13 protein-coding genes are annotated in these 12124 nt (G+C 47.3%); 11 read left to right on the top strand and 2 right to left on the bottom strand.

Translation table 11 applies throughout. The annotated features are described in order from the left end of the window. Nucleotides 1-177 precede the first annotated feature (177 nt). Nucleotides 178-882 (top strand): hypothetical protein, encoded by a 705-nt coding sequence (locus MJZ26_13420; GenBank protein ID MCQ2106777.1) that lies wholly within the window; start codon nt 178-180, stop codon nt 880-882. A 2-nt stretch (nt 883-884) separates the two neighbouring features. On the opposite strand, the gene MJZ26_13415 is transcribed toward MJZ26_13420, so the two are convergent. After that, complete coding sequence (locus MJZ26_13415) at nt 885-3269, bottom strand: DNA internalization-related competence protein ComEC/Rec2 (GenBank protein ID MCQ2106776.1); 2385 nt, start codon at nt 3267-3269, stop codon at nt 885-887. A gap of 137 nt (nt 3270-3406) precedes the next feature. On the opposite strand from MJZ26_13415, the gene MJZ26_13410 reads away from it, so the two are divergent. The 10 genes from MJZ26_13410 (at nt 3407) to MJZ26_13365 (ending at nt 11577) form a co-directional block, all read left to right on the top strand. Continuing rightward, entirely contained in the window at nt 3407-4630 is a 1224-nt protein-coding gene (locus tag MJZ26_13410) for a hypothetical protein (GenBank protein MCQ2106775.1), read from the top strand. 4 nt (nt 4631-4634) lie between these two features. Continuing rightward, complete coding sequence (locus MJZ26_13405; GenBank protein MCQ2106774.1) at nt 4635-5174, top strand: DUF4416 family protein; 540 nt, start codon at nt 4635-4637, stop codon at nt 5172-5174. Nucleotides 5175-5176: 2 nt separating this feature from the next. Next, the gene (locus MJZ26_13400) at nt 5177-6169 is read left to right on the top strand and encodes a hypothetical protein (protein MCQ2106773.1); all 993 of its coding nucleotides are present in this window, start codon (nt 5177-5179) and stop codon (nt 6167-6169) included. Between the two features lie 4 nt (nt 6170-6173). Further along, the gene (locus MJZ26_13395) at nt 6174-7148 is read left to right on the top strand and encodes an asparaginase (protein MCQ2106772.1); all 975 of its coding nucleotides are present in this window, start codon (nt 6174-6176) and stop codon (nt 7146-7148) included. A gap of 116 nt (nt 7149-7264) precedes the next feature. Next, entirely contained in the window at nt 7265-7699 is a 435-nt protein-coding gene (gene dtd, locus MJZ26_13390) for a D-aminoacyl-tRNA deacylase (protein MCQ2106771.1), read from the top strand. A gap of 122 nt (nt 7700-7821) precedes the next feature. Next, the gene (locus MJZ26_13385) at nt 7822-8607 is read left to right on the top strand and encodes a hypothetical protein (protein ID MCQ2106770.1); all 786 of its coding nucleotides are present in this window, start codon (nt 7822-7824) and stop codon (nt 8605-8607) included. 121 nt (nt 8608-8728) lie between these two features. After that, the gene (asd, locus tag MJZ26_13380) at nt 8729-9556 is read left to right on the top strand and encodes an archaetidylserine decarboxylase (protein ID MCQ2106769.1); all 828 of its coding nucleotides are present in this window, start codon (nt 8729-8731) and stop codon (nt 9554-9556) included. Nucleotides 9557-9568: 12 nt separating this feature from the next. After that, entirely contained in the window at nt 9569-10375 is an 807-nt protein-coding gene (locus tag MJZ26_13375; protein MCQ2106768.1) for a hypothetical protein, read from the top strand. Then, nucleotides 10372-11208: a hypothetical protein gene (locus MJZ26_13370; GenBank protein ID MCQ2106767.1), complete on the top strand. Its 837-nt coding sequence runs from the start codon at nt 10372-10374 to the stop codon at nt 11206-11208. The genes MJZ26_13375 and MJZ26_13370 overlap by 4 nt, the downstream gene beginning before the upstream one ends. Before the next feature lie 33 nt (nt 11209-11241). Further along, nucleotides 11242-11577 (top strand): sporulation protein, encoded by a 336-nt coding sequence (locus MJZ26_13365; protein MCQ2106766.1) that lies wholly within the window; start codon nt 11242-11244, stop codon nt 11575-11577. Nucleotides 11578-11669: 92 nt separating this feature from the next. On the opposite strand, the gene MJZ26_13360 is transcribed toward MJZ26_13365, so the two are convergent. Next, nucleotides 11670-11978, bottom strand: a complete 309-nt coding sequence (locus MJZ26_13360; protein MCQ2106765.1) for a hypothetical protein — start codon at nt 11976-11978, stop codon at nt 11670-11672. Between the last annotated feature and the right edge of the window lie 146 nt (nt 11979-12124).

Genomic DNA, 12124 nt, shown 5'->3' with positions numbered 1-12124 from the left:
GGGCCGAGGGGGTTTTCGTTGGAAGCCAGCTTTACCACATCGGTAAGGCCGTACTTGGCACGAATTTCGTCCATGGACTTGCCGGGGACGTAATCAGAAAGCTTAGATAATTCTGGACGTGGTTCAATCATGATAACCTCTTTTTTCACGAAACAAATTTAACTAACTTTGATGCGTATGAAATTTTTTAAGTCTGCAGTTATGGCCCTTGTGGGCTTGCTTTCCGTAAATTCCTTTGCATTGGACCGTATGTGGAATATGCGTTACACCTTTGGTCCTGAGTCTAGACCGTCTCCTAAGTTTGCTGCCGGAGTGGGCCTGCGGTCTGATTTTGGAGATCAAGTGCTGTTCCCTGTAAACATTATGGGACAAGTAGCCAAGGATTGGGACATTGGTGCGAAAGTTGATATCTACACGTATAATCAGCTAGATAATGTGGAGGCTTCCGTTGATTTCGGAGGTAGGTATCGCTTTGGTAAATCCTTTTTAGAACTTGACGGCTATTTTGGGTTGAATCGGAATAATGGAAGTGCCGTTGTAGTTACCTATGGCAAGGACTATTTTATCGCAAAGAATTTTTCTAACGCCTATGAAGCTCGCGTTGGTTTTCTTGACGGTGTAACCGATGATGACGGTATTGCCAAACTGGGTTTCGGAACAATTCCAACACTTCACTTTGGAAACTCATTCCTGTGTATGATTGAAATTACTTCGTCGGCAAGTGTTGGACATATCAGTGACGATTTTATGGTGGACATTATCCCGAAAATAGAAATCGGGTTTGGTGCAACCAGGGTTCGCGTTGAATTTGATATTGGTGTATTGCAAGAAGACAATAACAACCAGAAAAGCATAGGCTTGTACGTGTTGACAGCCCTGTGATGTTAATCGACCATTGTCTTAATCCGAAGGGAATCATTCCAAAAATCAATCTGGATGGTTCCCTTTTCTGCTGTATTTAGGTAAGGAATTGAAAGGGAATCAAGGCGCCGAATAATCTGCTTGCTAGGATGACGAAAACGGTTACGCTTGCCACTTGAGATGATTGCATAATCGGGTTGTACTTTTTCAAGAAATTTTCTGCTAGTCGATGTCTTGGAACCGTGATGACCTAGCTTAAGAATGTCGCTTTTCAGCGAAATGTTTGTTTTCATGATTTCTTTTTCTCCGGCGATAGTCAAGTCTCCGGTTAAAATTGCAGAATGGCCGAGACCTGCTGCCCTAAAGGTGATGCTTTGGGTATTTGCGTCAATACATCGGCTTGTTACGGGATGAATGGCTCGTAATTCGAAAAATTTTTCCTTCCAAAGGAATCCTCTGGAAATGTCTCTGATGGGGATGCCTCGTTTTAGTGATTCGGCAATGACTTGCTGCCAACTTCTTTTGTCTTCAATACGGGCGCAGTCTGTAATCCAGAGCTCATTTACGGGAAAGGTTTTTAAGATGGACAACGCTCCTCCATAATGATCCAAGTCCGGATGGGTTATGATGAGAGCGCTTAGTTTTGAGACTCCTATATGGTGTAGATATGGTATGATAATGTCCTTGCCAGAATCTTTCTTGCCTTTGCCGGCGAGAGCTTCGGAATCTCCCGAGTCTATTAGTAGATGCTTGCCTGATGGTGTTGTAATGAGGTGGCTGTCTCCTTGTCCGACATCAATTGTGGTTAGTTTCCAGCAGGGATGATCTGCCCTATGAAAACTGTCGTAGCTAAACACGATGGAGAAAAGTAATGCGCAAAAAAGAGCGTATTTTCTGACCAGCCTATTTTTTCTACTGAAGGGAACAAGGATAATCAACCCGCCACAAAGTAGAAGAATAGATGGGCCGAAGGGTCCCACTGAGACAGAAGCCTCTGATGAGTCGGAAAGAATTCTGGTAAGGAGAGAGGCCAACCGTAGAAAAAAACGTGCGGCATAGCAAAAATGTTCCCTAAGAATATCTAATGGCGATATAAGAGCAAATAACCCAGCCTGCATTCCCATGGAAATGGCGGGGACAATCACGATGTTGCCTAACCATGCAAACGGGGATAGTGTCTTGAAGTGATGGATGAGGAATGGCGCTGTAGAAAGCGTGGCGCAAAGCGTAACGTAGGTTGGGTCGAGAATATATCCTTGGAACAGGTTCCAAGCCTTACTTTTCTTTAGAAAGTCTGGAAGTCCCTTAAGCGGATTTAGGGATCCACTAATGAGAATTCCGGCTGTCGCGGCAACAGATAGCTGGAATCCAGGGTTCCAAATGACACTAGGCTCGGGAATCATGATGAACAGCAGTGCAACGCCTAGGCTGTTTAAAGTGTTTGCGTGTCTTTGAAACAGTGATCCGATTTGAGGAACAGCAAACATAAGTACTGCGCGACGAACTGCAGGAGAACTGCCGGTTACTGGAATGTAAATTAGTAGCAAAAGAACAGCAAGTATGCTAACTAGGCGATGTGGCAACCCAGTCGCCTTTAGCAAAATCATCAACATTCCTGCAAGGAGTACAACATGGAATCCGCTGATGGCTAGTACGTGAACAAGTCCGGATCTTTGAAAATCACTGCGAAGCATATCGGGAATGCCTGATTTGTCTCCGGCAAGTAATCCCAGAAGTAATCCGGTCTCGGCAGGATCAAGATAGTCCGAGAATCTTGATTGGATCCATTTTCTGAATCGGTAGAAACTTTCCTCTGGAATCCATTTGTGCTTGAATACGGTCCAGTGTATGTATTTGCCGTATGCGGAAAACCCTTGGGACATTAACCAATTACGGGTGTCAAAAGCACCTGGAATGGTAGGGGCGCTTATGGGATACCAGCTGGCCTCGTAGCAGATTGAATCTCCTGGCATGGGGTTATGGATCAGGGTTCTTTTTTCCGTGAGCCGGATTCGAAACGTTTTTTCAATCTTTCCGCCAAGGCTGTCTGCGGTAACCTTGATGACGTTTACGATGCCGTTGGGTTTCGATTGGGTTGTTTCAACAAGTCCACAGGCTTTTTCAAGAACATCCTGCCTTGGATTTGATAAATCTTGACTATGGAACTCGTGGCAGACGATTGCCGTTGACAAAGAAAACAAGATAACCCATTGCAACGATTTGGGTAAAATATGAGTGATGAATATGATTGGAATCAGCAAAACGGGTGCAAAGTTCGTTGCATCCAGACTTGAAAAAACAAGAATGAATATCAAGGCGCTCAGTAAAGCGGGCTTTCCCATGATAGGAACTACCAGTTCTTTTAAATCTGCTTCATATTGCCTAATAAGACTTGTTTTCTTTTGCATTTAAAACCTATATTGCTTAGGGCCCTACTTATTAACACGTAATTAGGGCGAAATTCGACGAGTGTTTTATGAAAATGATTTGTAAAAAAGTGGAAAAAGTACAAGTTGGTCTTTGGGGACTCCTTTTAGGAGCTCTGATGGCTCTTGTTTCCGGATGTTCCACAGATTCGGATTCCGATCCCGTCGTCCTGATTCCGGATAATGCTCGTCTGTTTGAAATGTTTCCTAATGACATGGCGGTCAATGATTCCGCGGCGGCGAATCTTTCACATGGAATCATGCTGAATGTTCACCCGAATGGGCATTATGTGCTTTCCTTTGAGACGGATTCCAGTCTAGGAATTCCCAATTTGCAACTTTTCAGATTGTTTGTAAATAAGGCCGGATCCTATAGCGTGAGCCAGGTTCGTGTGTTGAAACCAAAGGTTGACGGGAATCGTTACGAATACGCTTTTACGTGCGAAGAGAATAAGGCGACTTATTGGATTACATCGCTGGAACTGGATGGACGTTTCTATCAAGGCCCTATACGAAATTTGCAAATGACGGGGGAAGGTTCGTACTCTGACCATCTTTCCCTGAACTTGACGGTTGTGGGGAATGTGCCGGAACGTTTGGATGGTTTTACCGTAGAAGAACTTGCTGAAAATCTTTTGTCTAGCTATAGGAAATTCTATACAAGTGTTGTTGTTGACACTCTTTACGTGAATTACGCCCATGAGCATCCCACTCTTGGAAACAAGTATCCTGCAAATGAACCTTGGGTTGCAAGTGGGGACGACATGATGATGAGCGAACTTGGTGGGTGGCCTGGTCGGGAAAAAGCCTTGGACATCATTCTTGTTCACTACATTGATGACGAAGGTGTTATCGGTTATTCAAATCTGTTTAGCGGAAATCTTGGCGAAGGAGAGGGGAGTACGGTCATATTAGGTGCTTACGTAAAGACCAGGAATGGTCAAACTCCCTTGTCCATCCAAGAAATAACAGAAACAGCTCTTCATGAAACGGGTCATTTCTTTGGCTTGCGACATACCACGTCTACTCGGGCTGATGTTGAATCTAGAATGGATTTTTCCAATGTGGAAGATGGCTTGGAAGATACTCCGTATTGCAAGCCCTTGATGAATAGCGCTTTTTATAAGAAAATGTCGTCCGAATTAAAAACGGATATTCGTGTAAGGGCTATTCCCTATTACCGCACGACGGTTGCCGCGGCCGGTGTTGCCGGTTTTGATGTTTCTCAATGTCCTGATGCATCCAACTATATGTTCCCGCTGGAAACAGTGACTCCTTATGAAGGATTTAGCGAACAGCAGCTGGACTTGTTGCGTAAAAGTTTAATGATTTTCCCTCACTAAAGATATGAAAGCTTCGCAATTTTCTGAACAGGCTCAGTTGATCGCCTTTGTACTCCAGAAGGGATCCCAATGGGACCTTGCCGTTCTTGAAATGTTGGAAAAAACATGGGGCCCGATTCGACATAAAGGCAAGTTGTTTGCGTTTGATCAAACATCCTATTATACTCCGGAAATGGGTGATGGCCTGTATCGCGGAGTGCTATCCTTTGTAAAGACGATTTCCCCAGAGACAATCGTGGATGAAAAGGAAAGGAGCAATGCGCTGGAACTAACCACGGCCACAAGCGATAACCCCGATCATCGCCATGTGAATATCGATATCGGTTATATGGACCTAGATAAGGTGGTACTGCCTAGCTACAAGCGTGGCCCCTTTAAACTTTACGGCGGGAAGGGCGTTTGGCTTGATATGCTTTTGACTTACGCTAAGGGCGAATTTCACCCTACGGCCTGGGCATTCGAGGACTTCAAGAGAAATCCATACCAGCATGACCTGCAGCTCATTCGCGAACGGTACAAGAAAGCCGGCGGTGGCAAGGTTTAATCATGACCGCATCCTCGGTTCTTCGTGTTGCAGGATTCGCTGTAGCCTTTGCAGTTGGCTTCAGTGTTTTCAAACAGAAACTGGCTGAAAAGGAAGCCTTTGAAAAACACGAGGCCTTGATTACAGAAACCAATGAATGTCTCGAGGCTGGTGAATGGAATTGCGCCGAAAAAAACGTCCGGCTCCTGTTGCAAGAATCGCCGGACGATAAGAACCTTCAGCTTCACTTGGCTGGGATTATTTTTGAACAGGAACGTTACGAGGATTGCGTTGCCTATATAAATGGATTGGGCTATTCCAATAAGGATTTGGAATACCTTGAACAAAAATCCAAGTCCCTAATTCAGGAAATGGAAACCTTGCAGCTGGAACGTTCGGCTCATTTCCGTTTGGAGTTTGAGGGACGTCCTGCCCGCGCTGATATCCTGGAAGCCCTTAGTGTGCTGGAAGTGGCGTACGATTCTCTGTGCCGTTTGTTCCAGTTTTATCCCGAAAACAAGATGAGCCTTGTTTTGTACCAGTCGGCAGAATACCAAGGTATAGGACCTCGTCCAGATTGGGTTGGTGCAGTCTTTGATGGAAAGCTTCGTGTTCCTGTAGGTGCGATGCGTTATCGGGAAGTTTATAGGCCGATGTTGTTCCACGAATTGACCCATGCTTTTGTTCGTGCCATGACCCGTTCCAAGGTTCCTCTGTGGATTAACGAAGGAATTGCTCAAAAAATAGATGGTTCACGCAGCAGTAAGCCTAGGCCTGATGGACCGGTTCCTTCGCTGGCCGCCCTAACGGAACCTTTTGTCAACGAAAAACGTACGGATGTGGCTCTTACGCTTTACTGGTATTCCGAACGTATGATTGACGGTTTGTTCAAACGTAACGATGACTTTGTTTATTTTAGAAAGTTCATCCAGAACCTGCGAAATGTTGGTGTGGAGAAGGCTCTTCAAGATATGTATTCGGTTACTGCAGAGCAGTTGCTTAACGAGGTGAGATAAGGATATGGGGAAGAAAAAGAACGTCGTTATTCTTGCTACGGGCGGGACCATTGCCGGCGTGGGCAAGCCGGGCGAAAACCTGGGGTATACCTCGGGCCAGTTGAGTGGAGCCGACCTGGTGTCGGCTGTTCCCGAAATATCTGAATATGCCAATGTATGGGTGGAGCAGGTTTGCAATGTCAACTCTGACGATATGACCGCGGAACTGTGGCTGAAACTGGCAAGGCGAATTGATGAAATCGCGGAGAAGGGCTTTGACGATGGAGACGGAAAGGGGACAAGTCCAATCGACGCCTTCGTTATAACCCATGGTACGGACACCATGGATGAAACTGCTTACTTCCTTAGCCTTACCTTACGTACGGATAAGCCTGTTGTTATAACGGGATCCATGCGGCCAGCCACGGCGAAAAATCCCGATGGGCCATCAAACCTGCTGGGAGCGGTCGTTTCCGCGGTTGGTTTCGTGACGGATGACGTCAAGCCCGATATGAACGTGTGGATTTATTTTGGCGAAGAACTGTTTGATGCCCGAAGCGTCCAGAAGTGTAGCGCCAGCCGGCTGCAGCCCATGGCTTCCGACGAGATGGCTGCCCCTAGGGAAATGCCTTTCTTTGATGTGTCGGGCTTGCAGGATTTACCTCGGGTGAATGTGGTGTACTTTAACGTGGATGCAGACCCTCGCATTCTGGAATTCGCTTCTAGCGTGTCGGAAGGTCTGGTTGTCGCGGGAGCGGGAGCCGGCGAGTTTAGCCTGAAGTGGGCTGCATCCTTGGCGGACATCGCCGACCGCATGCCGATTCCCGTGGTGGTTGCCTCCCGCATTAATCATGGTATGGTGCCCCTCAATACAAGCCTTGCCCCTTCGGCGATTGCAGCAGGCGAACTTCCTCCGCAAAAGGCCGCCATTCTTTTACGTCTTGCCTTGACGCAAACGAATAGCGTCTCGAAAATTCGAAAGCTGTTTGAAAAAGCCTAAAAAGGGAAAAGCTTGCAAATGCGCAAGCTGTTTACTCGCGAATGCGTGAGCAGTTTGCCAGCACATGCGCATGTAGTTTCCTTTTCTTTGAATGATTCATTGTCTATATTAGTCTTATGAAGTTTTTAATTCAGCGAGTAACTCAGGCCCAGGTGGACATCGGTGGCGAGACCGTGGGTAAAATTGGCAAGGGCTATATGGTCCTGATCGGTGTCGGTGAAGATGATTCCCGAGAAGTGGCTGATCGCTTCATTCGCAAGATGATGAATCTTCGCATCTTTGCAGATGAAAACGGAAAAACCAATTTGAGCATCAAGGATGTAAATGGCGAACTGCTTCTGGTGTCCCAGTTTACTCTGTACGCCAACTGCAATAAAGGCAATCGCCCTACGTTTAATGGTGCCGGTAATCCCACGCTGGCCAATGAACTGTACGAGTACATCATTGCTGAATGTCGTAAGGAAGTAGCTCAGGTGCAGACCGGTCGCTTTGGCGCCGATATGCAGGTGAGCCTAGTGAACGATGGCCCATTCACGATCATGCTGGATTAACTGTTTTAGATTTATAAGAAAGCAATTGGCTGAGAAAGTTGCGGTAAGAGGACGTTTTGAAAAATAAGTGGTACTTTTTTATTGTAATTGTATGCACTCTTGTTCTGTGTTCCTGTGCGGGAATGCGGGATGACGCTGGTGGAGGTTCTTCCGAAGGTGGTGATTCCGGAATGGCGGACACTCCCTGTGAAGAATGCGGCAAACGTGGCGATATCGAGTTGAGTATTTCCGACGAGATGCTCTATCGCGAATGGAATAGGACCGCTTACGAACGAATCGATTCTAGTGCGGTTGTCGGTGTATTTCCTGCCTTGAAGGTTCAAGCTACCCGCCCCAAGAATTGCAAGTTCTGCCACGGATATAGTGCCGACGCCGTTGACTTTGACTTGGCCCGCGTAGAAGATTCCCTGTTTGTGAAAGCCTTCCCGAAAATGCGCCGTGAACTGATGCTGCCAGGCATGAGGCTCCCTGATGCAGATTCCAGCTATCTGGATACATTGTCCCAAAAGCTTTTGGAATCGGTCTTTGTGGAAGAAAAGAAATTGGGAGATTTTACCCCCTGGATAGAACGTGATGGGATCGAGCAGGACTTGACCCGCGAACTTCCCAAGGAATTCAAGAATTTCCTGAACGATATTGCAAGCCGCTACGGCCTTCGCTATCTGTCTATTCCTGTTACTGTCAATGTGGATATGAAACCGGACCTTGGAAAAAGTGGAGGCTTTTCCTGGGAGATCCTCTGGACCCTCTGGGATGCCCGTTATGGAGAGCTTGTCTTCTTGACTTACGCCAAGTATAATGCGGCAACGACAAGCCGTGTTGCTCCCGAAAAGGAATGGGCGGAACCCTTTGCCGAGCGGTTGTGGAAGATGTTCTCCGTAGATTTCAGCAAACTGGAAGCCCACTAATTAGCGTAAAGCGGAAAGGATAAAGTGTAAAGATCTTTAACCTTCATCCTTTAACCTTTAACCTTTAACCTTTAACCTTTTTTCTATCATTACCCCTATGAATTCTGCATTTTATGTTTTTATGAGGTTGTTGCCGAAGAATGCGGCAAGCCGCGCCTTTGGTGCCTTGACCCGTCTTCGTCTTCCGGTGATTTCCAAGGTTGCACGTAACATGTTCTGCAGCTACTACAAGCTGAATATGGATGAATCTGAATATCCCCTGGAACATTACGCCAACATCGGTGAACTTTTTATCCGTCACCTTAAGCCGGGCATGCGTCCCATTGCGGATTCCGAAATTGTAAGCCCCGTAGATGGAGTGCTTTCCCAGACTGCAACTTTTGACGAAAAGCAGGAACTGATTCAGGCCAAGGGCAAGACCTATACCCTTAAGGATTTGCTTCGCGATGAAGAAATGGCTAAGCGTTTTGAAGGTGGAGCCTTTGCCACGATTTATCTGGCACCCTTCAATTACCATAGAATCCATAGCCCTGCCAAAGCCCAGGTTCTTGATGCAAGCTATTGCCCTGGTACATTGTGGCCGGTAAATGTGGGTAGCGTAGAACGTGTAGAAGGTTTGTTCTGCATCAATGAACGCCTTACCAGTCATCTTCGCCTTGATGATGGTTCCGAAATGCTGGTGGTGAAGGTTGGTGCGACCAACGTAGGCCGCATTGGCGTAGCCTATACCGATGAACTGCTTGTTAACGCAGGCAAGCTTCCTCGCAACAAGAAACGTTTCGACTGGATGCCCAAGGCTACCATTAGTGTGGAAAAGGGTGGCGAACTGGGCCGTTTTGAAATGGGTAGTACCGTTATTCTCGTTGTAGACAAGAAGATCCGCGAACGTAATCCGGAACTTTTCAAGAACCGTGTTGGCCAGGCCGTTAAGGTGGGCGAGGCCCTCTAACGCTGTTGGCCTATGGCGGTTTCTGCAGATCGATTTATACATGACGAACCGGCGCTGTTCAAAGCGTCCGTCAAGTTTGTGCAGAAATTTTCTACGGTCCCTGATCCTGTTCTTTTCGTATCCCGTAAGGCAAGTTCAGAAAACGCAAGAATTGCTTGGACGCTACTTGGCACGGTCCTTTTCCAGAGTATTTCTTACGCGGAATTTGTCAAGGTTCTTCAGGGCCTGTTTGAAAAGTTCCCGAACGAAGGGCTTTGGACGCTACCGGTTCCCAGGGAATCGGACATCCTTTCTGTTATAGATAGTGTCGTTCCCCGCTGGTCCTTAAAGGAACACGCCGCGGGCATCTTCTGGAGTGTAGGCTCCTTCGTCAGGAACCATAAGGATTTATCCGCTTGGATAGCTTCTCGCGCCCCTCGGGAAATGTGGCGCGATCTGGGTGAAATCTACTTCATGGGAAAAAGCAACCCTCGACCTAAGGCCTGTGCAGCCATATTCCGTCTTCTGTACGGAGGCGTCACGATGGCAAAGCCCAAGGAAGGCCCTTTACCGCCTTTGCCCTTGACCATGGGGGCAAGACGTTTTCTTGCAATTCTCGGTCCGTCTAAGGAACATGTCTTTTCGGAACTGACTGCAAAAGAAAAACAGGCCATGGCAACGGACTATTTCAAGGCCCTTTCTCCAGAAAATCCCTATCTTGCAGCCCATAGCTTGCAGTTCTTTCTGGAAAATGGATCGGAGGACTTTATTTGCAGGGCTCAGACGGCCCAGTGCAAGCAATGCCCGCTCTATGAATTTTGTAACTATGGTACTAGATGAAACTGACGTTTTCCATCATAGCTGCAGCAATGCTTCTTGCCTTGGCCGGATGTAAGGAACCTCCGGTTGTGGTGGATATCAAGGATATCCAGTACAAGGGCTATAGTCCGGTCAATGTGGAAGTAGATTCTTCCGAGGCCAATCAGCCTTTGGTCAAGACTGTTAAGCTCCATTATCCGGTAATGCTTGGTGATACGCTGGATGTTACCATCCTAGAATTCAAGGGTGACGTCTATGCCTTGGACTACTACATGAATAGCGGAAGGTTCCAAGGTAGCGTGCCTATCTTGAGAGGCTCTTTCCTAGAACAGAGTATTCGTGCCGACCAGCGCATTTTCATCTTTAGACACGACAGCTTCCGCCACTATGAACGAAGCGACCTGGAAAATTACGTCCGTAGCTTTCCGGGATACCGAGGCGGTTTTCCCCAGGAATTCCTGAGCTTGCCCTTTGAACACCGCGAGCAGGGGCGTACTTCCATTCAGACAAAGTTCTTCCTTGGGGTTCAGTCCGTTTTCCCTATGCTGGTGCAGAGCTATCGCGATGGCAATTTACGTTGGAACGTGGCCCGCAGTTGGGAACTGGTGGAATCGGATGACTTTGAATCCTGGATTCAACAGCTCGATGCTGTGGAACCCTCTGGAATTGCCAAGGACAACGACTGTGTCTATTTTACGGTAAAGGGCATCGACAAGAATAATACCGAGGCACGAGGTATTGCCAGCCGCCTTCCCGGAGGTCGGGTGGTTGTGGCCTGGGGCTACCTTGACTGGTTTGATCTGGAACGGAAGTTCTTTGTGGCCAGTGACCGTGTATATGAGTCTAGTTTCTAGGACAGTTTAACCTTACTTTTATATATTAACGATATGGCTATTGAAAAACTTGCAGAAACTCTTTTAGAAAAGCTCCGTTTCATTACCCAGGCAGAAACGGTTATCGGTAATCCTATCCAGGCTGGCGAATCCACCGTGGTTCCGGTGAGCCGTGTTTCCGTTGGCTTCGGCTTTGGCGGTCATTCCAGTAAGGGCGATACCTCTGCTTCTGGTGGTGGTGCTTCTGTTGAACCGGTGGCCTTCCTGGTAATCAAGGGCGATGACGTCCGCATCATGCCTGTGACCAAGGACAGTTCTCTGGTAAGCAAGGTCATGGATATCGTTCCCGACGTTGTGAACAAGTTCAGCAAGAAGGGTGGCGAAGCCTAGTCTCTTTTGAACAACAGCTGTTCACTATGAATTTAAAAGCCCCGCTTATACAGCGGGGTTCTTTAATTTATCTATGGGCTTTGCCGGTTGACCTAGTTGATGAGCCTTGCCATGGTGCCAATGACCAAGGCGCAAAGGACTACATTCAAGAAGAAGAATGCTCGTCTGACGACAATAAAGAATAGGGGAAGCCATTGGAACATGTTGTCCATGGGCGCAATCAGTTCCTTGATTCCAAGAAATACGCTGATAAGCCCTGTAACAACCAGCATGAGGGCTCCAATGAAGTAGCCTTCGCTCCAGACCATCACGGTAAGGCCAATGCCAAAAATCATGGCGATGAGGCCGATGATGATTTCCACACGTAAAACGATATTCTTGAACTGTTTCTTGTCGATCACAGTTTGAATGTAGAAAAATCCTCCCGGCCATGGGCCAGGAGGACCTTAAAATCGTGGGGCAGTTATAAGCCGGGTTCTGTACCCCTTGCGGGGCGATGACCATCTCTCTGGACGAACTGTTACCAGCCGCCTCAAGCGACCTACCC

The organism is Fibrobacter sp., assembly GCA_024398965.1.
Lineage (GTDB): Bacteria > Fibrobacterota > Fibrobacteria > Fibrobacterales > Fibrobacteraceae > Fibrobacter.
This window is presented reverse-complemented; position numbering and strand designations above follow the sequence as displayed.

Excerpts from the sequence above, each read along its gene's own strand:
- MJZ26_13405 (MCQ2106774.1), top strand. The coding sequence starts at position 4,635 with ATGAAAGCTTCGCAATTTTCTGAACAGGCTCAGTTGATCGCCTTTGTA.
- MJZ26_13400 (MCQ2106773.1), top strand. The coding sequence starts at position 5,177 with ATGACCGCATCCTCGGTTCTTCGTGTTGCAGGATTCGCTGTAGCCTTT.
- MJZ26_13410 (MCQ2106775.1), top strand. The coding sequence starts at position 3,407 with ATGGCTCTTGTTTCCGGATGTTCCACAGATTCGGATTCCGATCCCGTC.
- MJZ26_13420 (MCQ2106777.1), top strand. The coding sequence starts at position 178 with ATGAAATTTTTTAAGTCTGCAGTTATGGCCCTTGTGGGCTTGCTTTCC.
- MJZ26_13395 (MCQ2106772.1), top strand. The coding sequence starts at position 6,174 with ATGGGGAAGAAAAAGAACGTCGTTATTCTTGCTACGGGCGGGACCATT.
- MJZ26_13415 (MCQ2106776.1), bottom strand. The coding sequence starts at position 3,269 with ATGCAAAAGAAAACAAGTCTTATTAGGCAATATGAAGCAGATTTAAAA.
- asd (MCQ2106769.1), top strand. The coding sequence starts at position 8,729 with ATGAGGTTGTTGCCGAAGAATGCGGCAAGCCGCGCCTTTGGTGCCTTG.
- MJZ26_13375 (MCQ2106768.1), top strand. The coding sequence starts at position 9,569 with ATGGCGGTTTCTGCAGATCGATTTATACATGACGAACCGGCGCTGTTC.
- dtd (MCQ2106771.1), top strand. The coding sequence starts at position 7,265 with ATGAAGTTTTTAATTCAGCGAGTAACTCAGGCCCAGGTGGACATCGGT.
- MJZ26_13365 (MCQ2106766.1), top strand. The coding sequence starts at position 11,242 with ATGGCTATTGAAAAACTTGCAGAAACTCTTTTAGAAAAGCTCCGTTTC.
- MJZ26_13385 (MCQ2106770.1), top strand. The coding sequence starts at position 7,822 with ATGCGGGATGACGCTGGTGGAGGTTCTTCCGAAGGTGGTGATTCCGGA.
- MJZ26_13370 (MCQ2106767.1), top strand. The coding sequence starts at position 10,372 with ATGAAACTGACGTTTTCCATCATAGCTGCAGCAATGCTTCTTGCCTTG.